Origin of the sequence: Sorangium sp. So ce1153 (genome assembly GCF_051521595.1) — a bacterium.
Classification (GTDB): domain Bacteria; phylum Myxococcota_A; class Polyangia; order Polyangiales; family Polyangiaceae; genus Sorangium.
The window spans coordinates 10,613,217-10,639,767 of sequence record NZ_CP150361.1 but is presented as its reverse complement, the minus strand read 5'-3'; the positions used below and the strand labels follow the sequence as shown (position 1 = coordinate 10,639,767).

Sequence of the window (26,551 nt, the reverse complement as noted above, 5' to 3'; positions counted from 1 at the left end):
GCGAGGTGGGCGAGGAGAGCGCCAGAAGAGCAGGTCTGTTTTCCGCCGTTCGGCGGGGGTCGCCCTGTGGATGGGCGCGACCTGGGCGCTCGCGGCGGGTGGGGTGCTCGCGCGCTTCGGTGCCCTGCTGCAGCGCCGCGTGGATGGGCTCGTCAGGCCGGCGCCGGATGCGCAGTCTTGCGCCTTGATCGGCCCCTGCGCGATGCTCTCGCCATGCAATTCATCGAGGTGCTCACGACGGGCGGCATCGCCGAGGTCATCCTGAACCGACCCAAGGTCAACGCCATGAGCCAGGCGGTGCTCCGCGAGATAGCCGACGTCTTCCGGCGGCTCGCTGACGACGACTCCGTGCGCGGCGTCCTCGTCCGCGGCACCGGCAAATGCCTCTCAGCGGGGCTCGATCTCCGCGAGGTAGCGTCGCTCGATCGCGCGGGGCTAGCGGGCTTCCTCGACGATTTCGACGCCGCCTTCGCTGCCGCGTTCCGCTTCCCGAAGCCCTTCGCCGCCGCCGTGCACGGCCACGCGATCGCGGGCGGCCTCGTGCTCGCGCTGTGCGCCGACTTCATCGCGCTCGGCGCCGGCGACCACAAGATCGGGCTCACCGAGCTCGCCGTGGGCATCCCCTTTCCGGGCGTCGCCTTCGAGATCGTCCGCGCCGCCTGTCCCAGCCGCGCGTTCCGGAGGCTCGTCTTCGGGGCGGACCTCCATTCCCCCGCGGAGGTCTTCGAGATGGGCGTCGGCGACGCGCTCTCCGCCGAGCCGATCGAGGACGCGCGCCGCTTGCTCACCAGGGCGTGCGACCGCCCCGCCGCGGCGTTCCGCTTCGCCAAGGCGAGCCACCGAAAGGAGGCGTGGGAGCGGATCGCCGCGCCGCCGCCGCCCGCCGAGCGGGAGGCCCTGATCGACGCGCTCCTCTCCGCCAGGCAAGCCCTCGCCGCGCCGCTCGGCGGGTGAGCCTCCCCGCCACGGTGGATGGCAACGGCGCCTAGTTTCGCCCGCGAGAAGTCTGGCCAGGGATAGCCGGTTTCGCCGCGATGATGCCTGGCGACGCCATGGCCGAGCTGCGGACGCCAGGGGAGCGGTGAAAAAAGGAGCGGTGGATGGGCTCCTGCATGTTGGCACGGAGGACGACGAGGCCCGCCCCGTCCGGTGGTCGCCTGAGATCCTTGCCTCCTGCAGCCCCCGTTGAGATCATTCTGCCATGGCGCGCACGGCTCCTGTACCGAATATCCCCGCTATCCCAGGTATGAACCCCGGCGTCTTCGTCATGGGCGGCGGCGCGGGCGGCGGAGGAAGCGGCGGCGCGGGCGGCGGCGGGAAGGGCGGTGATCAGGGAGCCGGCGGCAGCAATGGGGGCAAGGGCGCCGGCGGCGGCGGGAAGGGCGCCCCGGACTACGAGAAGCACCCCGAATGCGGGTACGCATCGCATCCAGTCGACGTCGTCACCGGAAGGGCATTCACCTACCCGACCGTGGACGTGCACCTGCCAGGGCCCCTGCCGCTTCTCTTCCGACGGATGTACTCCACGACCATGGCGGCTCGGGACACGGGCCTTGGCTTCGGCTGGGGTCATACCATCGGCTGGGAGGTCGAGGTGCGCCGGCGGAGTCTCGTGATCTGGAACGAGCAAGGCATGCCCATCGAGTTCCCCATGATCCGGCCGGGCGACGAGGTCGTGGGGCCCTTTGGCTGGGCGCTCCGCCGAGAGGCCTGGGGGTTCGTGGTCGATGCAAATGACGACGTGTACCGCACTTTCTCCGAGCGTGACGAGCCTGGTCTCCGGTATCGCCTCACCGCGATCGAGGACCGGAACAAGAATCGAATCACGATCATATACCAACAGGGCAAAATCGCGTCGATTGTCGACAGCGCCGGGCGGAGCCTCCGTGTCCGCACCACCCCTGAAGGGCGCATCGCCTCGATCGAGACGAAGAACGCCGTGGCCGGCGGCGCATGGCTCACCTTCGCGACGTACCGGTACGACGGGCATGGGAATCTCGTGGAATGCAGGGACACGGACGGCTTCTCCTCACATTACGAATACGACAAAGAACACCTGCTCACAAAGGACATGGATCGCGCCGGTCTCACGTTTTATTTCGTGTACGACAGGCACCGGCGCTGCATCGAGTCATGGGGCGAGTACCCCGGCCAGCGCGATCTGAGCCTGGCGGAGGGTCTGCCGCAGGTGCTGGCGGACGGCCGGACACGGGTCAAGGGCATCAGTCATTGTAAGATGGAGTACCTCGACGACGGGTACAGCGAGGTCGCAGACTCGGCGCGCGTTCGGCGGTTTTTCGGCAATGAGCACGGCCTACTCGACAAACGCGTGGAGGGGCAAGGCGTGATCAGCTGCACGTACAACGCCGCGGGTCACCTGACCAGCCGTACGGACGAGCTCGGAGGAACGACGCTTTACGAGGTGGACGCCCGCGGCCGGCTCACGCGGCTCACGGATCCGAAGGGGCACAGTACCGTCATCGCGCGCGGCGCTTACGGCCTGCCTGTCGAGATCGTTGATCCCGCCGGCGGCGTCACGCGGATCCAGCGGGATCAGCGGGGCAACCCTGAGCTCGTCGTGGATCCCACCGGCGCGACGACGTCGTATCGTTACGACGAGCGTGGACTCATCAAGGAGATCATCAATTCACACGGACACTCCACGCGCTTTGACTATGACGCGCACGGCAACATGACGGCGGTCTTCGAGCCGAGCGGCGCGGTCACCCGGTTCGGCTACGACGCGCTGGGGCGCAGGGCGTCGGTGACCGATCCTCTCGGCGCGGTCATCCGCTTCGCGTATTCAGGCCGGGGCGATCATGTCGCGACCTACGACGAACTGGGCGGTGTGACACGATACGCCTACGATGGTGAAGCGAAGATGACGCAGGTCACCTGGCCCAGCGGGCGCGTCCGCTCGTTCCGGTGGGGAGGGTACAACAAACTCTGCGAGATCGTGGATGAGGCAGGCGGGGTCACGCGCATGCTCTACGATCTCGACGGGCTCCCGGTGGCGCTCGTCAACCCGAAGGGAGAGGAGCACCACTACGAGCACGACGCGAGCGGCCGGCTCGTCGCGGAGGTGACCTTCGACGGCGTACGGAGGAGGTACCGCCGCGATCTCGCGGGGCGGCTCGCCGCCGTCATCGGCGAGACGGGGGAGATCATGGAGTTCGTCCGCGACGCCTCCGGTATGGTCGTTGAGCGGCGCTACGCCGACGGTACGACAGAAGCGCTCGAGTACGATGAGTGCGGAGATCTCGTTCGGGCCGTCGGCCCGGACGTGGAGGTGCAGTTTCAGAGGGACGCCGCGGGGAGGATCCTGCGCGAGACGCAGCTCGTGCGCGGAGAGGCGCTCGCGGTCGCGCGCGGGCGAGAAGGTCGCGCGCACGTGACGATGACGTCGCTCGGTCACTCGATCGCGATGACGGAGGGCCCAAATGCCTTCGTGCGCCGCTACTTCCTGGGTGAGGCGCACGAGGTCGAGAGCCGCTCGGACGTCTACGGGCGCGAGGTCGAGCGGGTCTTACCCGGAGGGGGACGGCTGGAGAGCGTGTTTGACGCGATGGGCCGCCTCGCAGAGCGGCGAGCGCGTAGCCGGTTCACGACCCCCGCCGTCGGGCCAGGCCACCCCGCGTGGGTCGGCTCGCGGGACGGAGGGCTCTCCGTGCGCCGAGTCCACCACTACTCGCCGGATGGCCACATAGGGGCGGACTGGGATCTGCGCCAGGGGCAGACCCAGTACGAGGTCGATGCGCTCGGGCAGCTCCTCTGCGCCGTTCGCGAGCAAGGTCGAGAGGATCGCTACGCGTACGATGCCACAGGCAACATCGTCCGCGCCGGGAGCACGAGCTCGGTTTTCGAGCGAGGCAACCGCCTCGTCGAGCACGGCACGACACTCCACCAGTACGACGACGTCGGTCAGCTGATCGAGAAGTCGGTCGTCGGCGATGACGGCGCGAAGCGGGCCTATCGATATACCTGGAACCCCGCCGGCCGCCTGAGCAGCGTCACCTGTCCGGAGGGATTGGTGGTGCAATTCCTTTATGACCCCCTCGGCCGTCGCCTCGAGAAGCGTGTGTTCGAGGCACCAGCGCCGGGAGCGCGGGGCGCGCTCCGCTCGACCACTAAGTTCCTGTGGGATGGCGCGGCGGTCATACAGGAAATCGAGCGCTCGGCCGACGAGCTGGGCAACCCCGTCGTCGCCGATCGGAGGTACTGGGTAGCGGGAGATGGTCCCGTCGTGCTCGCTCACCGCGACGTGAGCTGGGACGCCCGCGGCGCGGCCGCCGGCGAGTGGGTGCACTACGTGAACGATCCCAACGGAGCGCCGACGCACCTCGTGGATGCCCGCGGCGCCGTCGTGGGCGAGCTCTCGCGATCCGGGCTGGGCAGGACGGTGCCCGCCCCTGGATCCAAGGTAGGCACAGCCGTTCGCTTCGCGGGTCAGTACGAGGACGAGGAGACGGGTCTCCACTATAATCACTTCCGCTATTACGATCCAGACACGGGCCGGTACCTGTCGCACGACCCCATCTCGCTACGCGGCGGACACAATTTGTACCGTTATGTGCGAGATCCCAACACGATGACGGACCCGCACGGCCTTGTTCCCTGTCAGTGTGTCATGATAACGAACAACGGGCCTCCGGAGCGGCTCGTGGGGCAGGACGCCAACGGCCATAACCAGTATGCGTGGAGGCGCAACTCTGGTGGCAGCCCACAGAACGTTCACCCGGACATCTCGGACCACATTCCCGCCGCGGACCAGCTGCCTCAGGGCTCCACGGCGAGCCCTGATCAGCGAGGAAAATGCGCGGAGCCGGCGGCGCTTACCGATTATCGCAGCTGGCTCGCGAAGCAGCCGAACCCCGGCAACGCGACCATGTTGAACCGGATCCAACAGGGGGTCGTCGCCGTTGTACCCATGAACAAGGGCGGCCCGACCTCGGGAAGCTACAAGGCGCCGTGCGATTTCTGCGGTCCGACCCTGAACAACATGGGATTGTCGAACCGGGTCATGACGCCGCAGGCCGCCGCGCAGGCCATGCCCAACATCGCCCAGGTGTTTACAATCCAGAACGTGCCCGTGTTCCGCTGACAGACCTCCTATGCGATCTCCTCTGCCCCTGCCCCTGTTTTCCCCTCGCGCTCAGCAGTTCCTCCTCTCCGCGCAGCGCGACGACAGCGGACGCGATCGCGAGAGCGTCGCCCGCCGACTGGCCGAGTGCCATCGACCGCTGTTCGCTGCGGCCATCGACTTCGAGCACCTCTACGGCGGGCTGTCGTGGGGCGAGGACACCCTCGGGATCTACTATGACGAGCCGATGCGCGACGAGAACGACCCGCTCGACCTCGACGGCACGATGGTGCCGATCGGCAGCGAGGGGGTCTGCGGCCTGTTCATGAACGAGGCTGGGGAGGTGATCACCCAGCCCAACGTCAAGAGCGCCTCGATCGAGAAATACATCGAGCAGCGCTCGTTGCTATCGGCCGCGGAAGCGCATAGCGCATACCGCGTCAAAGTCTGCCCCGCGACGGGCGACACCCTCGCGGCGTCGCTCGGTCTCACCGTCGTCTCCGAAGCGACCGACACGTATCAGGCCTACTTCGCTTCGGACGGCGTGCTCCTTCGCCACTACCGGCAGTCGGAGGTGTACGAGGCGCGCGCGGATCTCGTGCTCGCCCCCTCGCTCGAGCACGTCGCGACGATCCTGGAGTCGGCTGTCCACGTGGTCGGATCGCCTCGCGTGAGCGTTCACCGCGTGGGGGCGACGGTGGTTCGCCTGTCCGCCGATGAGGAGTCGAGCCTCCCTCCTACGGGCTCGTGGAGCGCCGCGCCCGATGCCATCCGTTTTGATTACGGCGACGAGGACGACCACCACGATGGTACCGTCTGGCTCATCGGCGCGCGCGGCTCGCGACGGATCGAGCAGTACCAGACGACCGCCGAAGGACGTCTGCTCAGCTGGACCACCTACGAGGACGGGAAAGCGACCCTGCGGCTCCCGTCAGGAGCGCCGTGACCGTTCCTGCTCGGCTCGCGGCGGCCGAGCAGAAACGGTCACGGTTCCGCGCCCCCCAAGCCCGTCCGTCGCGAGCCCCCCCGGCCCCCGCCACCCCCGCAGCGTCTTCCACGGATCGCCTCGCACGATCCTCCTGGCCCAAAACGATAACCCAGACTGCCGGTTGTTCATCAACACGGCCCCCTTGAGCATGTTCAGGGGGATAGATCTCGCCTCCCCAGGCGGTCGGCTCACCGGCATGAATGGCAGCCTCCGCCGCAATCCACTCCGTTCTCGCCCTGGTTCATCACGCCGTAGGTGCAGCCCGCCCAGCTGACGCCGCTCTCCCAGCTCGAGCCCGTCGTGCACCCTCGCGCCGCCGGGCATGGTGGAGCCGCGCCCCAGCGCACTTGCCTGGCCTGGCCGCTGACGCGATGCCGACGAGGAGATAACCACGGTCTGGATCCGCCTCTGGAGCGAGTACACCGCAGCGGACCCGAGGCCGCTCGCGCAGAGTTGCGCGCGCGGTGTCGAAGGGTTTCCAGAGCTCGCTCCCTTATGGGCACTCTTCTCCTCCTTTTTTCCAAAAGGGACTGCGGACGGAGCCCTGCGTCTCAGTCGATTCGACCAGCTGCTCATGACCATCCTGTCGGCGGAATGGCGAGACTCCTCTTGCGGTGGTTAGTCGCGACATGCGATCTGGAATGGATTTATGGCGAATGCTCTCCTGCACAGGCGACCTGTTCCTCCCACGCCGGCTGGAGCACTGGGCTGACCATAGTTTGAGCGCATTCGTAGAGCGCGCGCCCGGTCCAAAGCCGCCTGATGCTGGCTACCCCATGCTCTCAGAGGTCTACCGCCTCACCGAACGCGGGATGCGGCTCCGAGACAAGGGGCTCGACCAGCTCACGGATGCGCCAAGCCTGCCCATCGCCGGAACCGAGGCGTACTCGGCCTCAGCCCCCTGGGTGCTGCTCGAAGATCGCCGGCTCGTTCGGCTGTAACGGCCAGCCTTGGGCAGCAACTTTCGTCCGCTGTGCCGCAAGCCGGTGCTCCAAGGAGCGGGACCATGGCCATGGCGATCCTGCTGTACATGAGTCACCTCCCACGCGATGAGCTCCGTTGCGCATCGACTTACGGTGCGAACGTCGTCACGCCTTCTCGCCCTGATTCATCACGCCGTCGGTGCACGAGGCCTCCCGGCACATGCCCGCCCAGCTGACGCCGCTCTCGCAACTCGCGCCCGTCCTGCAGCCTCGCCCCGCGGGCCAGGGTGACAGGGCGGTCCCCCGCAACAGCCTGCGCATGCTCCACCCCTCCTCGTCGTATGTCAGTCAAGTCCACCGCTAAGCAGCGGCTCAAACGCGTGATATGCCCCGTAATCCTTGAAGTGTCGTGAGTAGAGCTCCGCGCCGTCGTCGAGCGTATCCGACAGAACGCGGCTTACATCTACAACGTGCTTCAGCTTCCAGTGAATCTCCTGGCCTGCGGCATTGTTGAAGCACGTCTCATGCACGCGGCTGTGTTGCTCGGCGCGCGCACGTGCCTGCTCGTCGTTGTCGGCACGGAGCAGGACGAAACACTCTTCGAACAGAGGTGTGTAGGAGGGGTCCAATGACGATGACTCGTAGAGCAGGATCGCAACATAGAGAGTTGGATTTGGGCTGGAATTCATGGATATGACTCGCTTGGATCTATGGCTCGGCCCGATGATGCTGAGGGGGCCAGGTGGAGCGGTGGGATCACGTGTCCCGCTCGATGGATCTACTTGTGATCGCATCGTCAGACAAATGCACGGAGGCCACTGCCAGGAATGGCTGGAATTTCTGGGCTACAGGCGCCCATGCCGTCGTCGCGGGAGCCGTCGAAGGACGAGGCGGCGAGCTCGCTGGCGCAACAGGAGAACCCGATGAGCCTCGCTCGAGCGTCGGTTGATGAATGGGGTAGTGCTCAGTGAGTCCTGGGCCTGACCGCCTTCCGATTCGTCCGGAGGCAGGACAGGGAAACGAGACCCTTCGGCGTGGCAACAGCTCGCCCTGTGCCGATCAGCCTCCGTCCAGGGCTCGCCCGCGCGCAGGCGCGCACCCTGCGCGCGCACGGCTGCCGGCTCACCGGCATGGCGCGCAACTGCCGCCGCAATCCACGCCGTTCTCGCCCTGGTTCATCACGCCGTCGGTGCACGAGGCCTCCCGGCACATGCCCGCCCAGCAGACGCCGCTCTCGCACTCAGCACCCGTCCTGCATCCTCGCCCGGCCGGACATCGCGGACACGGCAGCGCCCCGCAGTCGACCCCCGTCTCGTCCCCGTTCTGCTCGCCGTCGTCACACGCAGGCAGCGCGCAGCGAGCTCCGGTGCAGACCTTGCTCTGGCAATCGGCGCCCGCGCCGCACGCCTCGCCGTCGCCGCAGGGGCGGCAGGGACCGCCGCAGTCCCTCGCGGTCTCCCCGAGCACGGCATCGACAGCATTGTTCGAGCAATGGGGCGGCACGCACACCACGCCATCGCACGCCAGGCCGTTGGGGCAGTCGTTCATCGTGACGTCGCCGTCATAGCAAGCGACGCAGGCGCCCACATGACACATTCCCTGTGGCTCGCCAGGACACACCGCGCCCTCGGTGAGGGGCGTGTTGACCGGACCGCTCTCGCCGCAGCTGTCGTACGTACACGGCTCGCCATCGTCGTAGACGTTCGACGGATCCTCGATCTCGGCGAGCTCCCCCGCGGCGGTACACTCCACCCGTCGGCAATCTCCCCTTCGCTGCGAGGCGACCGGCCCGGGGTGGACCTCCACCTCGCACGCTCCCTCGACGCAGCGGCCGGCGCCGCACTCGCGGCTCGGCGGTCCCGGGCACTCGGCGTCGCTCTGGCAGCCCGCGTCGGCGCCGCCGTCGGGCGTACATTCCTTGGTGCCCGGAGCGCACTCCGAGCAGGGCCTGCACGCGAGGGGGCAATCCGGATCGCTCGACTCGCTGGGAAGGCAACAGATGTGGCTGTCCGGATCGACACACACGCACCGGCTGCCCGTGCAGACCGCGCCGGGGACGTCTTGATATCCGGTGTGGCAATCGGCATCGGCATCACAATAACCGCCGATCCACGGCGCATCTCCCGCGCAGGAGGCGACGAGCCCCGCGGCGATCGCGATGACCGGCGTGACGAGCACCACGCGGCGAAGAAGTAGTCTCATAGGAGCAGCACCTCCGGACATCCACCATCGCTCGCCAGCGAAAGCGCCAGCGGAGGCGCGCAGACTGCCCATGTGCAGTCCCTCCTATACAGGACTGGACCTGAGGACGCGCGCAAGAAATCGACAGAAAGGGCCGAGATAAGCTGGAAAATCGCGGTGCCTCAATGGAAAGTGGCGAGCTGCGCGGCCGGCCAAGGGGCCCAGCAGAAAAGGTCAGGGTGGGTTGGAAAAAAGCGCGGTGCTTCAACGGAAAGTGGTGAGCCACGCAACTCGTCGCTGCGTCCGACATAAAAGGCCAGGATTGATGGGAAATTGCGGTGTGTTAATGGAATGTAGTGGAGCGCGCCCCTGGCCAGTGGGCTCCGCAGGTGTACCAGTCGGCGCCGCAGGGTGGCTGCAGCTCGTCCTCCTCGAAGGGCCGACCTGACGCCGGTACTCGGCCCGTCGTCTCCGGGCGGGCGCGCGGCGGGACGGGCGCGGTGCGCGGCGGGGGATCGCGGGGGGCGGGCGTCGTCGGGGGGCGCTCCGGCGGAGGGTTCGCGGGGCCCAGGATCAGCGCGCGCGGGGGCGGGAGGCGGGCGACGGCCGGGACGCACGCTGTTCGGGTCAAGACGAGCTGGGACCAGGCGAAGAGCGTCGCTGCCGCAGCGAGGGCCAGCGCGCCTGCCGCGAGGGCGATCCGCCGCCGGCCGCGGCGAGGTCCAGGCGCGGCCGGCGCGGCTTCAGCCTGCGCGAGAGGCAGCGCTGCCAGCTCCCGCGATGCGACCGGAGATGCCGGCGGCGCGGGCGTCGGTGCTGGCTGCGGCGGCTCGGGCACGAGGAGCGGAGGTACCTCGGGCAGCACGGCCGAGGTCCCAGGCAGCACGGCCGAGGTCCCATGTGGGGGCGCCTGCTGCTCCTCACGGTCAGTCGAGGTGCCGAGACGAGGCGCGCGCTGCTCCTCACGATCGGCCGAGTCGACGGGGGGCGGCGTCGGCTGCCCCTCGCCGTCCTCCGAGACCCCGGTCGACCTGCCTGTCACGCCGGACGGCAGCGTCGGTGGTCCCGACGGCGTCGGCGACAGCGGCGCCGGATGCCTGGAGCGCGCGCCATCCGACGCCGGCCTGGGGCCGCGCACCCCGGAGCCCGCGCCCGGTTCCATCCCCCGCTCCAGCTCGGCCTGCCAGCGACACCAGCCCTCGATCGCCGCGTGGAGCGCCACGATGAGCTCCGTCATGTCCCGGTACCGAGCGCCGGGGTCCTTCTCGATCGCCCTCCTCACGACCCCCGCGACCGGCGGCGGTAGCGGCACGATCGTCTCGATCGCCTGGGGCACCTCGCGTTCGACACGGCAGGCGAGCTCCTCCGGCGCACCTCCGGCGAACGGCCGCCGTCGCCCGAGGAGCTCGTACAGGACGAGGCCCAGCGCGTACACGTCGGTCCGCTCGTCGAGGATCGCGGGCGTCGCGAGCTGCTCGGGCGCCCGGTGCGCCGTCGTCGCCGCGTCGAGGCCGAAGAGCTGCGCGATGCCCAGCCCGGCGAGCTGGAACGAGCCGTCGCCGAACAGGACGATCTCCTCCGGGCAGAGGCCCCCGTGGAAGATCGCCGAGGCGTGCGCGGTCCTCAGGACCTCGGCGAACTCGGCGACCTGCGAGAGCGCCCATGAAGGCCCGAGATCCCTCGATCGGTCGTCGAGGAGCGCGCGCAGCGACGGGCCATCGCACCGCTCGACGGCCACCCAGCAGAACGAGCCGCCGAGGCCTCCGTCGAGCACCCGCGGGACCTCGTCCAGGAGCAGGCTCACCGCGCGGAGCCGCTCCAGCGCGTCGAGGAACCCCTCGGGCACCGACTCGCTCACGTAGAGCAGCGCGCTCCTCCCGGCGCGATCCACCGCGGCATACACGTCCGCCCTGCCACGGCCCGCGAGCCGCGCGACGATCCGGTACCCGAGCCCGGTGCCGTCTACCACGTCAGCTCCAGGCCGAGCCCCGGGCCGACGGCGGTCAGTCTCGGGCCGTGGCTCCTTGGATAGAGGGCATAGACCAGCGTCCCCGCGCCGAGCACCGCGCCGGCGACCAGCGCGATCGCGGCGCGCTCCTCGGCGCGCTCCATGGCGTGGTAGGCGTTCTGCGCGCGCTGCAGATCCGCGCCGGCGATCCGGTAACCGCCGTGGTTGCGCGCGATCAGGTCGTCGAACCTCCGCTCGTGTCCGCGCGACTCCGTGAGGAAGATCGCGCCGAGCGTGACGCAGCCGGCGGCCGCCACGCCGCCCGCCAGGATGAGCCCCACCGCCGGTCCTTCTTCCGCCGGTGCCGCCTGCCCCGCCGGCGCTGGCAGGCGCGGCTGCGCCGGCGCGCGCGGCGCCGCCTGCCGGCCGCCGGCCGGCGCCGCCGCCGCCGCCGCCGCCGCTGCCAGGTCGATGACGACCAGCCGCGCCTCCCCGGCGCGCACCTCGACGGCCGTCTCCTTCGCCGCCGTGTCGAGCGCCGCCCGGACGCGGTGCGACCCGGGCGCGACGAACACCTCGCGGCCGAGCGGCGCGCGACCGACGGGTCGCTCGTCGATCGAGACCTGCGCGCCCGGCGGCACGGCGAAGGTCAGCGCGCCGGCCTCCTGCCTTGCTCGCGCGAGGTCCAGCGCCCGGCTCGCGTACCGCTCGCGCGCCTCGGGACCCGCCGGGGCCGGTGTCTTCTCGAGACACAGGCTGAGAAACTCCGCCGCTCTGGGCATGTCGGCGACGCGGAACGCGAGCTGCCCGACATTGCACGCCGCCCTCTCCGACGGCGCCAGCTGCCAGATCTGAAGCCAGATGTCCCGCGCCTTCGCGAGCTGACCTTCCGCGACGGCCCGGTCGGCCGAGCGCTCGAGTCGACGCTGGGCGTCGCTCGCTCCCGTGTCGGCGCGACCGGCGGACGGCAGGAAGACCGGTGCGGCGAGGATCAACGCTCGAGAGAGGGCTCTCAAGGCCGTCATGCTCATGACGAGCTACATATCAGGTCGGGTCGGGCGAAGGGGAACCTGCCAGCGCTTCTCGGGAGAGACAGAGAAACAAGAAAAGACGCTTGGTGTGGCAAATTCGTGCGTCGAACGGGAATGCGAAAAGCGGCGCCTCATCGCTCGCCGCCCCGCCCCCGTCACCCCATCATCCGCTTCCACTGCTCCGACAGCCGCTGTGTCGATACCGGCACAGCCGCCTTCAGCTCGGGCGCGAAGAGCGACACCCGGAGCTCCTCTATCAGCCAGCGGAACGACTCCAGATCTTCCGCGGGAACCCCTTTGTCGCGGAGCCCCTGCTGGTGCTTGAGGTAGTCCTGCCAGAACGGCAGCACCTGCGCTGCCTTGGCCTGGTCCTTCTGCGGCCCGTTCGGCAGCCGCTCGAGCCGGATCTGGACGGCGCGCAGGTAGCGGGGCAGGTGCGCGAGCCGGTCGAGCGGGGCGCGCGAGAAGAGCCCCACCGGCAGCAGGAGCTCGACCTGCGTGCGCGCGTCGTCGAGCGCCGGCCGCGACGCGCCCGGCTTTCCCGTCATCGACCGGAGCATCGCCTGCACGCGATCGAGCTCGACGCCAATCTCCCGCGCCAGCCCCGCGAGCCGGTTCAGGACGGCCTGCAGCGACCGCCGGCCGTCGTCGAGGCGCGCCTGGAACGCGGCCCGGGTCCTCGGGAACGCGGCAGGGTCGCCGAGCTGGAACGCCTCGTCGAGCGCGCGCAGCGCGATCTGCCGCGCGAGGCCAGGCTCGCCCGGCGCCACCTTGGCGCCAAGCCCGCTCACCGCCACCGCGCTGCGCAGCGGCTGCTCGAGCTGGCTCATCTTGCTCCCGAGCTGCAGCAACAGGAGCCGCCGCAGCCCGGCGCGCGTCGCCTCGGCGGCCGCGGCGCGCGACGCGAGCACGCGCACCGACACGGACGTCTCCCCGTCGATCAGCGCCGGGTAGCCGAACACCTTCTGCCCCCCGGCGTCGACCTGCACGCGCTCCGGCAGCGACTCCAGGCTGAACGACGTGAGCCCGTCCCGCTCCAGGCCCGCCTTGCCGACCTTCGACCAGGCGTCGCGCGCCCGGCCGGACAGGCGATCCTTGAGCTCCCTGAGGTCGCGCCCCTCGCCGATCACCCGCCCGTCCTCGCCGATCACGCGGAAATAGAAGCGCAGGTACGGCGGTAGCTCGTCGGGCCGGAACGCGTCGTCCGGCACGCGCTCGCCGGTGCGGTCCTCGACCGCGCGCGCGAGCGCCGCCCGCATCGGGCCCTGGAACGGCCGCAGATCCGCCGCGATCTCCCGGGCCACCTCGCGGAGCGGGACGAGCGCCTTGCGCAGCGCCTTCGGCAGCGACTCGAGCAGCAGCGCGATCTTCTCGGCGTGCCACCCGGGGATCATCCACTCGAGCTCGTCCGGGTCGGCCTGCGGCAGGAGCACGAGCGGCAGGGCGAGGGCGATGCCGTCGTCGTCCTCGCCCGGATCGAAGCGGTACGAGAGCGGCACGCTCGCCCCGTAGAGCTCGAGCGCGTCGGGGAAGCGCTCGGGCGAGAGCTCCGCGGCCTCGTCGAGCAGGACATCGGCGATCGACAGGTGGAGCACCCGCGGGTCCTTCGCCTCGGCCTCCTTCCGCCACGCCTCGAACGTCTTGCCGCTGTAGACGCCCTCGGGCACGCGCCGGTCGAAGAACAGCTCGAGCGCGTGCTCGTCCGCGAGCATCTCGCTCCGCCTCGCCTTGTCGCGCAGCCGGCTGACCTCCTCGAAGAGCTGGCGGTTTGCGTCCATGAAGGGCGCGCGCGTCGCGTATTCCTGCCGGACCAGGGCGTGGAGGAGGAAGATCCGGCGCGCGGCCTCTGGGCCGATCGGTCCATAATCGACCCTGCGGTCGCGCGCGATCGGCAGCCCGTAGAGCGTCACCTGCTCCTTGGCCATCACCGCCGCCGGCTTCGCGGCCCAGTGGGGATCGCCGTAGCTGCGCTTGCAGAGCGGCCCGGCCACGGCCTCGATCCACGCGGGATCGACGGCCGCCGCCATCCGGGCGAAGAGCTGAGACGTCTCGACCAGCTCGGCGGCCATGATCCACGCGGGCGGCTTCTTCGCCAGCCCCGACGAGGGGTGGAGCTGAAAGCGCGTCTGCCGGGCGCCGAGATAGACCTTGTTCTCCTGGTTCCACATGCCGATACGGCTGAGCAGGCCGGGCAGGAGCGCGCGGTGGATGGCGTCGCCCTTCGCGGGCGCCGTGTTCGGCGAGAACCCCATGTCCTTCGTGATGCGGCTGAGCTGCCGGTGCACGTCGATCCACTCGCGCATGCGCAGGTACGAGATGAAGTGATCGCGGCACGTCTTCCGGAGCTGGTTCTGGGTCAGCCGGCCCTGCGCCTCCTGGTAAAAGGCCCAGAGCTTCAGGAGCCCCGCGAAGTCCGAGCCCTCGTCCTTGAACCGCCGGTGCGCGTCGTCAGCCTGCTTCTGCGCGGACAGCGGCCGCTCGCGCGGGTCCTGCACCCCGAGCGCGGCGGCGATGATCAGCACCTCGGCGAGCGCCCCCTCCTGCTCGCCGCCGAGGACCATCCGGCCGAGCCGCGGATCGAGCGGCAGCCGCGCGAGCTTCCTGCCGATGTCCGTGAGCGCGCCCGCGTCGTCGAGCGCGCCGATCTCCTCGAGCACCCGGTAGCCCTCGTCCACGGCGCGCTTCGACGGCGCGTCGAGGAACGGGAAGTCCTCGATATCGCCGAGCCCGAGCGCCTTCATCTGCAGGATGACGCCCGACAGGCCGACGCGCAGGATCTCCGGATCGGTGTACGCGGGCCTCGCCTGGTAGTCCTGCTCGGCGTAGAGCCGGAAGCACACCCCGCTCTGCACGCGGCCCGCGCGCCCCTTGCGCTGATCGGCGCTCGCGCGCGAGATCGGCTCGATCTGGAGCTGGGTGACGCCCGTGCGGGGGCTGTACCGGTTGACGCGGGCGAGCCCCGCGTCGACCACGTACACGATGCCTGGAATGGTGAGCGACGTCTCCGCCACGTTGGTGGCGAGCACGATCCGCCGCCCGGGCAAGGGCTGGAACACGCGCTGCTGGTCGCCCTGGGGCAGCCGCCCGTAGAGCGGCAGCAGCGTCGTGTGCGGCAGGCCGTGGCGCTCGAGCTCGGCCATCGTGTCGTGGATCTCGCGCTCGCCCGGGAGGAAGACGAGGATATCGCCGCGCGGGTCTATCGAGGTGATCTCCTCGACCGTGTTGGCGACCGCGTCCGCGACCTCCGCCTCGCCGCTCTCCGGGATACGGTGGATGACCTCGACAGGATACGTGCGGCCGGAGACCTCGATGACGGGAGCCCCGCCAAAGTAGGAAGCGAATCGATCCGTCTCCAGCGTCGCGGAGCTGACGATGACGCGGAGGTCTGGCCGCCTCGGCAAGAGGCGCTTGAGATAACCGAGCAGGAAGTCGATGTTGAGGCTGCGCTCGTGGGCCTCGTCGATGATGAGCGTGTCGTAGTCCGAGAGCCGCGGATCGCCCTGGATCTCGGCGAGGACGATGCCGTCGGTCATGTACTTGACGTACGTCGCCCGGCTCGTCCTGTCCGAGAACCGGATCTTGTAGCCCACCTCCTTGCCCAGCTCGACGCCGAGCTCCTTGGCGACGCGGGCGGCGACGCTGGTGGCGGCGATGCGGCGCGGCTGCGTCACGCCGATCCGGGCGGAGAGCCCGCGGCCCATGGCCAGGCAGATCTTGGGGAGCTGCGTGGTCTTGCCCGAGCCGGTCTCGCCCGCGACGATCACCACCTGGTGCGCCTCGATGGCCCGGGCGATGTCGAGCACCCGCGCCGAGATGGGCAGCTCCTCGGGAAAGCGGACCGGGCTCCCGGACGCGGGCGGGGGCGAGGTCCTGCCGCCGGGGGCGGGCGGCGGGGCGGAATGTTCTTGCGGAACGCGGGTGCTCACGGTGCGCGAGGGGGTAGCACCTCCCGCCGCGGCGCGCCGTTCGAAGCCGTGCGCGCGGCGGGCGCGCGGCGGGCGCGCGCGCGGCTTCGAGCGGCGCGCCGGCGCTGGAGCGGCGCCAGCGACGGGGCGTTCAGGGGGTCCGGTCAAGGAGGGGGCGCGAGCGCGTCAATCGTCGACGACCTCGCACTTGGGCTTCGGGCAGCGGCCTTGCAAGATGTCCTGACAGGCCGCGTCGCGCCTCGCGGGGTCCGGCTCTTCCAGCGCGAGGTAGAGCTGCTGGAGGCGGCACTCGAACGAGCCCTCTGCCTTGAGCGTGCTGCACGCATTGAACACGGCCGACGTCGACCAGGGCGAGCACATGAGCGCGCAGCTCTCGAGATCCGGCGGCATGCCCGGGCACAGGGCCGCGTAGAGCGTGCAGATCGCCTCGCACTGCCCGATGCACCCGTCGTCGCCCGACGGGCCGAGCAGCCCGCTGGCGGTGCAGCCCGCAGGATCGCCGGTCTCCACCGCGCGGCACCCGGCGTACGCGGCGGGCAACGGCATCGCCTCGCAGACAGCGCAGCACGTCTCGACCGACGGATACTGCGGCGTGAGCTCGCACAGATCCATCGACCGGGCGCAGTGCGTCGAGCACTCGGCGTTCTCGCAGGGGCCGCTGTTCTCCGAGGCCGGGGGGTCCGGCGTGACCTCGCTCCCCTGGCTCGCCTCGCCCTCGCCGGCGTCGATCTCTCCGCCGCCCGCTTCGGTCGTGGGATCGCCGCCCTCTCCGCCGACGCCGGGCAGCGGGGCGATGACCTGGCACCCCACGAGCCACGCGGCGAGCATCGCGAGCGTCGACAGAGCAGCGGAGCGCTGTCTCATAACGTACCTCGTACGCTGATGTAGCCAGGCCCGACCGCCCAGGTGACCTTCGAGGCCGGCTCTCGCGAGCTCTCCATGCCGAGGGCGACCCCCCCGACGGCCGCGCCAGCGATGGCGAGGCCGAACCCCACGTTCGAGACCCAGCCGAGGGTGTTCGCGCCGCCCCGCGCGTCCTCGGAGCAGCTCGCCGTGCGCTGCCGGCACGCCTCCGCGAGGTCGCCCCGCGCGCTCAGGTAGGCGGCGCCCGCGCCGAGCCCCAGCGCCAGCCCGGCGCCCGAGGCCACGAACCCGCCGATGATCCACGGCGTCGCGCTGCCGGACCTGGGGGGCACCGGGGTGAGGGAGACGTCGAGCGTCGTGGTCTCCTTCTCCGGAACGTAGACCCGCTGCCGTTCGGCCACGTAGCCGTCCGCCTCGACCTCGACCCAGTGGTTGCCCGGATCGATCGAGGCGCCGTCGAGCGAGGCCTTCACTACCTGGCCGTCCACCTTGAGCCTGGCGCCGGGTGGGCTCGGCTTGATCGTCACCTTCAGCCGGGGGATGCGCTGGTCGAGCTCGCTGCGCAGGGCGTCGGCGCGGCGCCGCGCCTGCATGAACGGCCACGGCTCCCCGGGGGTCGCGTGCGACGCGGCGATCGTCGCCGCGAGATCGCGCGCCTCGCTGAGCCGCCCGATCGCGGCGAGCGTCTTGGCCACCTCGATGGAGGTCGTGGGCACGCTGACGAGCTGCTCGGCGCGCTGGTAGGCGCGGAGCGCCTCCGCGTATTTCTTCTGGGCGAAGAGCTCGTCGCCCGCGTACACGAGCTCCCGGGCCTCGGTCCGCGCCTTCTCCTCGGCCTCTCCGCCGCCGGCGCCGAGATCCTGAGCGGCGAGCGCCGGCGAGGCCGCGACGATCAGGCTGGCGAGCATCATCAGCGTCCTGGGCCGGGGGGGCATGCGTTTCCTCTATCAGAAGCCGAGGTCGCGGCGGGCGCGCGTGCGGGTCGCGACCTTCTTGGCGGGCGCCTCGGCCGGGGCGGCGCGCTTCGCCTGGACCTCGGCCGGCGCGTTCGCCGTCGCCTGCGGCGCCTTCGCGTCGGCCTGCGCCTGCGGCGCCTTCGCCGCGGCGGGCGCCTCGGGCAGAGGCAAGGGGGTCGCGCACTGGGCCGCGGGCTCGACGACGGGGCCGGCGGGCTGCGCCGCCCTGCTCCCGACCATCGCGAGCGACGCGACGTGCGCCGCCGGCGCCGCGTGCGCCGCCGGCGCCGTCCGGGTCACGCCGGAGGCGCCCGCCCAGGCCAGCGTGCTGATCCCCATGACCGCCGCTGCCGCCACCGCCCAGGTGCGCGCGCGCCCCCGCTGCCGCGGCGAGCCGGCGCCGAGCGTGGCGAACGGCATCAGCGTCGTCACGAGGGACGAGAAGCCCTCGCCCGAGGCGAGCGCGTCGCGCGGGGGCATGGGCTCGGTCTGCCCGCGGGCGACGAGGGCGGCGTCCAGCGCCTCGAGGACGGCGCGGGCGCTCTGGGCGCGGCGCGCGGGGTCGGGCTCGAGCAGCGAGAGGACCCAGGCGTCGACCGCGGGCGGCACGCCCGGGACGAGGCGGGACGGCGGCGGGGGCGGCCCGCGGTCGATCGCGACCGCCACCGCGGCGATCGTGGCGCCGCCGAACGGGATCTTCCCGGTCAGGCAGAAGTAGGCCACGACGCCGAGGGCCCAGAGGTCGCTGTGCGGTCCGACCTTCGCCCCGCCCGCCATCTGCTCCGGCGACATGAAGTGCGGCGTCCCCATGATGGCGCCGGTCACCGTGAGCGGCTCGGCCTCCTCGACGGTGTTCTTGGCGATGCCGAAGTCGAGCACCTTCACGAAGGGCTCGCGCTCGCCTTCCACGAGGAAGACGTTCTCGGGCTTGATGTCGCGGTGGACGATGCCCGCCTCGTGGGCCCTGGCCAGCGCCGCGCCGATCTGGCGCACGATCGAGACCGTCTCGTCGAGCGAGAGCCCCCGGCGGCGCTCCACGAGGTCCTGGAGCGTCTCCCCCTCGAGGTGCTCCATCACGATGTAGGGGACCCCCTGATCGGTGAACCCGAGGTCGAACACGCGCACGACGTGCGGGCTCTGGATCCGGGCGGCGGCCTCTGCCTCGCGCCGGAGGCGAACCACGGCGAGCGGGTGGTCCACGTACATGTCGCGGAGGAACTTCACCGCCACCTGGGTCTTGAGCGCTGTGTGCTCGGCGAGCCAGACGCTTCCCATCCCGCCCTGACCGAGGGTCCGGACGAGACGGAGCTGGGAGCCTACCTGCATCCCCGGTAGAGGCCCACGCTCCGAGCTCGAGGGCGCGGTGTAGCAGCTTGCCTCAGCTGGGGCGATTCGGCACGGCGATGGCTGGGTAGCCTCGCCCATTCCTACCGTCTTGCTCATGCCGGGGGGAAGCTTGCACGCGGCGAGCCAGCGCCTCGAGTCGAGGGGTTAGGCGGGCATGAGCTGGAGTCGGCATGGCGCATCGTGGCGTGAGGCCGCGCTGCAGGGAGCCCTCGTGACAGTTCGCTACAGGCATGTAAGCAGCGGAGGGCAGCTCTCGCGCGCGCTCTGCGTGTACTCACGTTCGCTGTCATCGAGCGGTGCGAGCCGCGCCACATCGCCGCGACGCCGCGACGCCGCGACGCCGCGACGCCGCGACGCCGCGACGCCGCGACGCCGGTGGCGGGCGCGGCGATGTCGCGCTGGCGGCAGCAGGTTTCCGACGCCGACCACAGCGCTGCACAGACGGGAGTCCGATCGCGCGTTTCCTCATGAGATCGCCGCAGCGGCGAGGGGGTTTCCACCTGAGGCATCACCTCAAATCGTCCGGAAAATTCACAGGGGAGGCGGGGAGACGGGGAGGGAAATCGTCAAATACTCCCTGTCTCCCTCCCTGGCGACGAAAGGCTTGTGTCGCGCGCCCGAAACAAGCAGTCTACGCCGAGCGATGCAGCCTCTCCTTCTCTGCTTCCTGGCGGGCGTCGGCCTCCTCGCCGCGGCGTGCGACGCTCCTCCCGCGGAGGCACCCAGGCCGGTCCATCTGCCGCCCGTGCCCCCGGGCGAGCTCCGCAGCCCGGAGGCGTTCTCGTCGATCCGGGACAACGACGCGCGCGCGGCCTCGCTTTTCCTCGAGGCGAGCAAGGTGCTGCTCCACCCGCGCTGCGTGAACTGCCACCCGCACGACGGTGTCCCGCGCCAGGGCGACAGCGGCGAGCGCCACAACCCGCCCGTCGAGCGCGGGCCGCACGATCGCGGGATCGCCGCGCTGGAGTGCACGTCGTGCCACCAGGCGCAGAACCTCGATTTCGCGCGCGTGCCCGGCGCGCCGGGCTGGCACCTCGCGCCGGTGGAGATGGCGTGGCTCGGCCGCTCGCCGGCGGCGATCTGCGCGCAGGTCAAGGATCCGGCGCGCAACGGCAAGAAGACGCTCGCGCAGATCGTCGAACACGCCGCGCACGACGAGCTCGTGGCATGGGGGTGGGCGCCCGGCCACGGCCGCACGAAGGCGCCCGGCTCGCAGGCGCAGTTCGGCGCGCTCGTCGATGCGTGGGTGAAGGCGGGCGCCGCGTGCCCGCCCGAGGAGGCCCGTCCATGATCATCCTGAAGGTGAACGGCGCCGAGCAGAAGCTCGACGTGGATCCGGAGATGCCGCTCCTCTGGGTGCTGCGCGACGTGCTCGGCCTCACGGGGACGAAGTACGGCTGCGGCCAGGCGCTCTGCGGGGCGTGCGTGGTGCACCTCGACGGCGAGACGGTGCGCGCGTGCGTGACGCCGGTGAAGCGCGCCGCGGGCGGCTCGGTGACGACGATCGAGGGGCTCAGCCCCGGCGGCGATCACCCGCTCCAGCGCGCGTGGGTGGAGCTCGGCGTCCCGCAGTGCGGCTTCTGCCAGGCGGGGCAGATCATGAGCGCCGCCGCGCTCTTGCGGAAGAACCCGCGCCCCTCGAACGACGACATCGACAGGTCGCTCGCCGGCAACATCTGCCGGTGCGGCACGTACACGCGCATCCGCGCGGCGGTCCGCAAGGCCGCCGGCCTGCCCACGGAGTGAAGATGGAACAGCAACGCGTCGTGCTCCTCCGCCGCTCGTTCCTCGCGGGGCTCGGGCTCGCGGTGGGCGGGCTCGCGCTCGGGCTCGCCGAGGCCGCGCCGCCCGCGCCCGCCGCGCCGCCCGGGCCTGAGCCCGCGCCGGGCGAGCCCGGGCTCCGGGCCGGGGTGTTCCTGCACATCGCGATGGACGGCACGGCGTCGATCGTCTGCCACCGGTCGGAGATGGGGCAGGGGATCCGCAGCTCGCTGCCCGTGCTCATCGCCGACGAGCTTGGCGCCGACATGGCGCGGGTGAAGATCGTGCAGGGCATCGGCGACAAGGCCTACGGCGATCAGAACACCGACGGTTCGCGCAGCGTGCGCGACGGCTACGAGCCGATGCGGCGCGTGGGGGCGACGGCGCGCGCGATGCTCGTCGCGGCCGCCGCGAAGAAGTGGCGGGTGCCCGCCGCGGAGTGCGTCGCCGAGCAGCACGCCGTCCACCACGCGAAGTCGAAGCGCTCGCTGGACTTCCGCGAGCTCGTCGCCGACGCGGCGAAGCTCCCGGTGCCCGACGCGAAGACCGTCGCGCTCCGCCCCGTCGCGGAGCTCAAGCGCGCCTTCGGCCCGCTGCCGCTGCTCGACGGCCCGGCCATCGTGACGGGCGCCGCCCAGTTCGGCGCGGACGTGCGCCTGCCGGGCATGCTCACCGCGGTCATCGCGCGCCCGCCGGTCGTGGGCGGCAAGGTCGTGCGGTACGACGGCGCGCGCGCCCTCGCCGTCCCCGGCGTGAAGAAGCTCGTGGACCTGCCTGGCCCGAAGGGCGGCGCGGTCGGCTTCCAGCCGCTCGGCGGCGTGGCGGTCGTGGCGGACTCCACCTGGGCGGCGATGCGCGGCCGGGCGGCGCTGCAGATCGAGTGGGACCACGGCCCGAACGCGGTGTACGACTCGGCGACGTACCGGGAGGCGCTCTCGAGCGCGGCGCGCGCGCCCGGCAAGGTCCTGCGGAAGGTCGGCGACGTGGACGCGGCGCTCAAGGCGGCGGCGCGCACGATCGAGGCCGAGTACTACGTGCCGCACCTGGCGCACGCGCCCATGGAGCCGCCGTCGGCGGTGGCGCGGGTGGACGCGAACGGCTGCGAGGTGTGGGCGCCGACGCAGAACCCCCAGGCGGCGCGCACCGAGGTGGCGCGGGCGCTCGGGGTCGACGAGGCCAAGGTCACCGTCCACGTGACGTTCCTCGGCGGCGGCTTCGGCCGGAAGTCCAAGCCGGACTATGTCGCCGAGGCGGCGCTGCTCGCGCGCGCCATGGGGGCGCCGGTGCGCGTGCAGTGGACGCGCGAGGACGACGTGCAGAGCGACTACTTCCACGCTGTGAGCGCGCAGCGCCTCACGGCCGGGCTCGACGCGACGGGCAAGGTGACGGCCTGGCTGCACCGGACGGCCTTCCCGCCGATCCCGTCGACGTTCGACGCGAGGGCGAAGACCCCGAGCGAGGGCGAGCTCGGCCAGGGCGTGCTCGACCTCGCGCTGTCGGCCCCGAACGTCCGCGCCGAGGCGTGCGACGCGCCGGCGCACGTCCGGATCGGCTGGCTCCGGTCGGTCTGCAACATCTTCCACGCCTTCGCGGTGCAGAGCTTCATCGACGAGATCGCGCACGCGCGGCAGGCGGATCCGCGCGACGTGCTGCTCGAGGTGCTCGGCCCGGCGCGTCAGGCGACGCTGGCCGAGCTCGGCGTCGCGAAGGTCCCGAACTACGGGGCGCCGATCGAGAAGCACCCGGTCGACGTGGGTCGGCTGCGGCACGTCATCGAGCGGGTGACGGAGCTCTCGGGGTGGGAGGCCGCGCGCAAGGCGGGGCGCGCGGTGGGCCTCGCCGCGCACCGGAGCTTCCTCACGTACGTGGCCGTCGTCGCCGCGGTCTCGAAGGACGCGCTCGGCAAGGTGAGGGTCGACGAGGTGTGGCTCGTCGCGGACGCCGGCACGGTGATCAACCCGGACCGCGCGCGCTCGCAGATGGAGGGCGCGGTCGTCTTCGGGATGAGCATCGCCTTCCACGGCGCGATCACGGTGAAGGGCGGCGCGGTCGAGCAGACGAACTTCCGCGACTACCAGGTCGTGCGGAGCCCGGAGGTGCCGAAGCGCATCCACGTGGAGCTCGTGAAGAGCGACGCGCCGCCCGGCGGCGTCGGGGAGCCGGGGGTGCCGCCGGTCGCGCCGGCGATCGCCAACGCTGTGTTCGCCTTGACGAAGACGCGCGCGCGGGAGCTGCCGCTGCGGCGCCTGGGGCTGTGAAGGGGGCGGGGGGCTCGAGTCGAAGGGTGTCGGGGGGGACGGGTGAATTGAAATTCAGCCCGGGGGCTGTCGAGAGGTAGTGGCCAAGGTTGAGTGAAACTGGCCAAGTTTGGCCAGATGTCGAGTCCTCGTCGGTAGACTTCGGCCCGAAGTAGTGCAGCCCGCGTCGGCGGCAACCGACCGGGCTGCGTGGCCGAACCCCGACAGAACCGAGGTCCGACGATGCAGTTGTACCTGATGCCACCCGACGGTGGGCAAGGCGGACGTGTACCTACACGCCGCTCGTACCATCGAAGCCGATCCCTATCCCTCACCACCAACGAGACCAGACGCCTCCGCGCTGCCCTGCGCGGGCTCAAGGCTCGCCTCGGCAGCTGGCGCGCCGTCTCCGCGGCCATGGGCGGCGTCCACGTCCGCACGCTAGCCGGCGTCGCCTGCGGCATCGGCCGCGGGTCGCCCGCGCTCGTCCTGCTGGCCGCTCGCGTCGCTGAGACGACCGTGGAGCGCCTGCTGTCGCCCGGCGTGGTCGACGCCCGCCGGTGCGCGTCCTGCGGGAGGAGCGGATGAAGCGCCCGCGGAAGGGGGCCGGACGCCCGCCTGCCGCTCGACATCCTCGGAAGAAGCCGACGATACAGGCGATCCTTGCCGAGCGCGGCATCGTCCGCGCCACGCTCGCCGGCATCCCGAAGTGCGACCGCGACGACGTGGAGCAAGAGGTCTTCCTCGGCGCGTGGCGAGCGGTGCGGCGCGGCAAGTACCGGCCGGATCCGAGGGACAAGCCGCGCGACGCGCTCCGGAAGTGGCTGCACGGTATCGCGTGGCGCCAGGCGTCGAAGTACTTCGAGAGCGCCTACGTGCGCCGCGCCATCCTGCACGCGGAGCCGCTCGGGTTGCTCCGCGGGCTCGTTGGTCCGAACCTCGACGCGCAGGTAGAGGCGCGCGACCTGCTCAGGGCGATCGAACGGCTGGAGCCGCGCCATCGGGAGATCCTCCTGGCTGTCGACGCCCCGGAGACGCTCTCCGCGTACGCCGCGCAGCGCGGGATGAGCCCAGGTACCGCGGCCAGCCGGCTCCGCATCGCGCGCGCCATGCTGGCGCTCAAGATCCGGCGGTGGCGCCGATGAAGCGGCGCAAGCGCACGAGGCGCGCGCGGGACGTCCGCGCGAAGCTCCAGGCCGAGGCGGAGCGCCTCGCCGAGGAGACGTTCCGCCTGGCGTACGCAGCGGTGAGGTTCCAGCGCGACCACCTCGACCGCTTCGAACGTGGGGCGGTCGAGGAAGCCCATGACCTGCTGAACAAGGCCTGGCGAGCGCTGGAAGCGCTCGCCAGGCGCTTGGGCGGGCCAGCCCGGAGGCGCCGATGAACACGCGCGCCCCGAAGCGGCACAGATAGCCCCACCAGTCAGGCGCACGCCCGGCGAGGTCCTGCGCGAGATCGCCGTCATGACGCGGATGGTGGGCAGCGAGGAGAGCGGTTAGAAATCCGCTGTTTGGGTCAACGAAGCGGCGGGAGCCCTGGTTCACCTTACCAGACGCGCTTAGCGCTCAGCGCCGTCTACGCAACCGTGTAGACGACCGGCGCTGGATCGACGAGCTCCGAAACCGCTTGGCGTAGTTCCGCGATAGCCTGATGTTCTAATCTTACACGCGCCGCCGCTTCGATATCTCCAGACAGGTCACTGTCCCGATCTAGCTCTTCACTTAGAAGAGAAAACAAATCGATATGAGAGCTCATGGTTCTCCTGCTCTAAGCTACGACACGCTTCCCTAGTTGAGACTCAATCTCCGCTCGTTGTGCCGACAAATCGGTAACCGCCTTGCACGAGCCACATTCAAACTTGTTATCCGCCGGAAACGCGATGAGGCCAGGTCGAAGTGGAGATGGCACGCCCAAGTTTGCCTGCAGCTTGGTGACGGCACCACACCTGCCGCATGTGACGTCCATCACAGCAACGTTGCCTGCCGCAGGTTTGGCTACGGCGGGCTGCTCCGCCTGAATCCTGTATATCTGCGAACTAGACGTCTCGAAGAGTTTGTAGACTCCGAACGAAAAAGTGACCTGCAGGAGCGCGTGGTACCTGCGGATGGCATCCGCCAACTCTGGCACCGTTGAGTAATCCGTGATGAGGAGCCTCATCGCCCTCAAGTCATCGATCTTGATTGAGCGAGAGTGCGTCCGCCAATCCTTATGATTACAGAGCCTCTCGGCGATCTCTCTCGCCCTGGCGCGACGCTCCTGCGACGTCACCTCTCGCCCGCTGCTGGAGTGCCTTGTCCAGGCTCGAAACTTGTAATCAGCCAACCATTGCTCGACGAGGATCTTAGCGAACTCAAGAGCGTTGTTGGCGTTCTCTAGCTCACCAGGCGAGATGCCCTGGAGAATAGGTATATACGCTTTGTTTAGCTGTCCGAGGCTAGCAGTTTCTTCTTTGATCTTCTTGACGCCCTCAATCAGAGCCTCCGCGGAAAACTGCTTTCCTTGCCAGGTGATCTGCGCGTCGATCGGGCCGAGAGCCGACACCGGCTCCATCAGAATTTCGTCAGCGGCCATCGCCATTATAGTACCAGCGCTCTTGGCCCACCCCGGGACTACTACTGCCATACTGGCGTATCGTCCCCTGACAAGTCGAACGATGTCCTCGACAACGGGCCCCGATCCGCCAGGAGTCTCAAGTATTATATCGATATCTTTCCCGCCTAGATTCGATAGTTGATCGTTTGTCGGCAAAAGGTCTGAGTAGTCGATTGCAATTGGAGCCGTCGACTTGCTGATATCGGCGGCGATGACTAATACGTCGCGTCCGCCCCGAAGTTGCGCAATCCGCTGCAGTTGTGCTTTCCGTTCAGCTTCAACGCCGCGGAAGTCCAGTCCGCGGCTCAGATACTCAGAATAGACTCCCATGTAGCACCGTTCCTCACCGTTGGTAGATTTCAGAGATCCGCATCAGGATGGCCCACGGGAACAGAGACCTGCATTGCCGCGACGAGGCGTGGCGTGGGACGCTATCACGTCGGCGTTCGTCTGCGGGGGTTCGCGTTACGCCGTCGGTGCGAGCTACTACGGGTGGTGGCTACCGGCGCGTGTAGCGCTACATGTAGCGTCACGCGGCGTCAACATTTTCCCCTTGACGAGGCGCGCGCGATCGCGGGTGCCGCCGCGGAGGGCGACATCTCGGACGGCGGCACTCAGGATACCCTGCCGTTTCAGTAGCGCGTCGCCTCGTCAAGTCCTAAGAAGGAGGCCGTTCTCGTCCCAGACGTCGCGGCTGAACTCGGCTCGGGTGCTTGC

Annotated in this window: 18 protein-coding genes; 8 read left to right on the top strand and 10 right to left on the bottom strand. The window is 70.2% G+C overall.

The window, feature by feature from the left end; translation table 11 throughout:
- Positions 1-213: 213 nt before the first annotated feature.
- The 3 genes from WME85_RS38475 (at position 214) to WME85_RS38465 (ending at position 6,026) form a co-directional block, all read left to right on the top strand.
- Positions 214-954: an enoyl-CoA hydratase/isomerase family protein gene (locus WME85_RS38475; RefSeq protein WP_437828218.1), complete on the top strand. Its 741-nt coding sequence runs from the start codon at positions 214-216 to the stop codon at positions 952-954.
- 292 nt (positions 955-1,246) lie between these two features.
- Positions 1,247-5,101 (top strand): RHS repeat-associated core domain-containing protein, encoded by a 3,855-nt coding sequence (locus tag WME85_RS38470; RefSeq protein WP_437828215.1) that lies wholly within the window; start codon positions 1,247-1,249, stop codon positions 5,099-5,101.
- Positions 5,102-5,111: 10 nt separating this feature from the next.
- Positions 5,112-6,026, top strand: a complete 915-nt coding sequence (locus WME85_RS38465) for a hypothetical protein (RefSeq protein ID WP_437828212.1) — start codon at positions 5,112-5,114, stop codon at positions 6,024-6,026.
- 1,309 nt (positions 6,027-7,335) lie between these two features.
- Here the strand turns inward: WME85_RS38465 and WME85_RS38460 are convergent.
- The 8 genes from WME85_RS38460 to WME85_RS38425 all read right to left on the bottom strand — a co-directional run bounded on the left by WME85_RS38460 (position 7,336) and on the right by WME85_RS38425 (position 19,223).
- Positions 7,336-7,680: a DUF4288 domain-containing protein gene (locus WME85_RS38460; protein WP_437828211.1), complete on the bottom strand. Its 345-nt coding sequence runs from the start codon at positions 7,678-7,680 to the stop codon at positions 7,336-7,338.
- Between the two features lie 433 nt (positions 7,681-8,113).
- Positions 8,114-9,193, bottom strand: coding sequence for a hypothetical protein (locus tag WME85_RS38455; RefSeq protein ID WP_437828209.1), 1,080 nt, complete (start codon positions 9,191-9,193; stop codon positions 8,114-8,116).
- A gap of 322 nt (positions 9,194-9,515) precedes the next feature.
- Positions 9,516-11,141 carry a serine/threonine protein kinase gene (locus WME85_RS38450; RefSeq protein ID WP_437828207.1) on the bottom strand — a complete coding sequence of 542 codons (1,626 nt, stop codon included), beginning with the start codon at positions 11,139-11,141 and terminating at the stop codon, positions 9,516-9,518.
- On the bottom strand, positions 11,135-12,136 hold the full coding sequence (locus tag WME85_RS38445; protein WP_437828205.1) for a hypothetical protein: 1,002 nt from the start codon (positions 12,134-12,136) through the stop codon (positions 11,135-11,137). Before WME85_RS38445 ends, WME85_RS38450 begins: the two co-directional genes overlap by 7 nt.
- Positions 12,137-12,306: 170 nt before the next feature.
- On the bottom strand, positions 12,307-16,077 hold the full coding sequence (hrpA, locus tag WME85_RS38440) for an ATP-dependent RNA helicase HrpA (protein ID WP_437828203.1): 3,771 nt from the start codon (positions 16,075-16,077) through the stop codon (positions 12,307-12,309).
- Between the two features lie 165 nt (positions 16,078-16,242).
- On the bottom strand, positions 16,243-16,941 hold the full coding sequence (locus WME85_RS38435) for a hypothetical protein (RefSeq protein WP_437828202.1): 699 nt from the start codon (positions 16,939-16,941) through the stop codon (positions 16,243-16,245).
- Entirely contained in the window at positions 16,938-17,876 is a 939-nt protein-coding gene (locus WME85_RS38430; RefSeq protein WP_437828199.1) for a PEGA domain-containing protein, read from the bottom strand. Before WME85_RS38430 ends, WME85_RS38435 begins: the two co-directional genes overlap by 4 nt.
- Before the next feature lie 12 nt (positions 17,877-17,888).
- Positions 17,889-19,223: a serine/threonine-protein kinase gene (locus WME85_RS38425; RefSeq protein WP_437828196.1), complete on the bottom strand. Its 1,335-nt coding sequence runs from the start codon at positions 19,221-19,223 to the stop codon at positions 17,889-17,891.
- Positions 19,224-19,887: 664 nt separating this feature from the next.
- Between WME85_RS38425 and WME85_RS38420 the strand changes: the two genes are divergently transcribed.
- The 5 genes from WME85_RS38420 to WME85_RS38400 all read left to right on the top strand — a co-directional run bounded on the left by WME85_RS38420 (position 19,888) and on the right by WME85_RS38400 (position 24,626).
- Positions 19,888-20,535, top strand: coding sequence for an Isoquinoline 1-oxidoreductase subunit (locus WME85_RS38420; RefSeq protein WP_437828193.1), 648 nt, complete (start codon positions 19,888-19,890; stop codon positions 20,533-20,535).
- On the top strand, positions 20,532-20,990 hold the full coding sequence (locus WME85_RS38415; RefSeq protein WP_436621557.1) for a (2Fe-2S)-binding protein: 459 nt from the start codon (positions 20,532-20,534) through the stop codon (positions 20,988-20,990). The genes WME85_RS38420 and WME85_RS38415 overlap by 4 nt, the downstream gene beginning before the upstream one ends.
- 2 nt (positions 20,991-20,992) lie before the next feature.
- Positions 20,993-23,263: a molybdopterin cofactor-binding domain-containing protein gene (locus WME85_RS38410; RefSeq protein ID WP_437828190.1), complete on the top strand. Its 2,271-nt coding sequence runs from the start codon at positions 20,993-20,995 to the stop codon at positions 23,261-23,263.
- Positions 23,264-23,826: 563 nt separating this feature from the next.
- A complete protein-coding gene (locus WME85_RS38405; protein ID WP_437828187.1) occupies positions 23,827-24,387 on the top strand; it encodes an RNA polymerase sigma factor in 561 nt (186 codons plus the stop codon).
- Positions 24,384-24,626, top strand: coding sequence for a hypothetical protein (locus WME85_RS38400; protein ID WP_437828185.1), 243 nt, complete (start codon positions 24,384-24,386; stop codon positions 24,624-24,626). The genes WME85_RS38405 and WME85_RS38400 overlap by 4 nt, the downstream gene beginning before the upstream one ends.
- 191 nt (positions 24,627-24,817) lie before the next feature.
- On the opposite strand, the gene WME85_RS38395 is transcribed toward WME85_RS38400, so the two are convergent.
- Together WME85_RS38395 and WME85_RS38390 are read right to left on the bottom strand one after the other, a co-directional pair.
- Complete coding sequence (locus tag WME85_RS38395; RefSeq protein WP_437828183.1) at positions 24,818-24,997, bottom strand: hypothetical protein; 180 nt, start codon at positions 24,995-24,997, stop codon at positions 24,818-24,820.
- A gap of 12 nt (positions 24,998-25,009) precedes the next feature.
- Complete coding sequence (locus WME85_RS38390) at positions 25,010-26,164, bottom strand: SDH family Clp fold serine proteinase (protein WP_437828180.1); 1,155 nt, start codon at positions 26,162-26,164, stop codon at positions 25,010-25,012.
- Between the last annotated feature and the right edge of the window lie 387 nt (positions 26,165-26,551).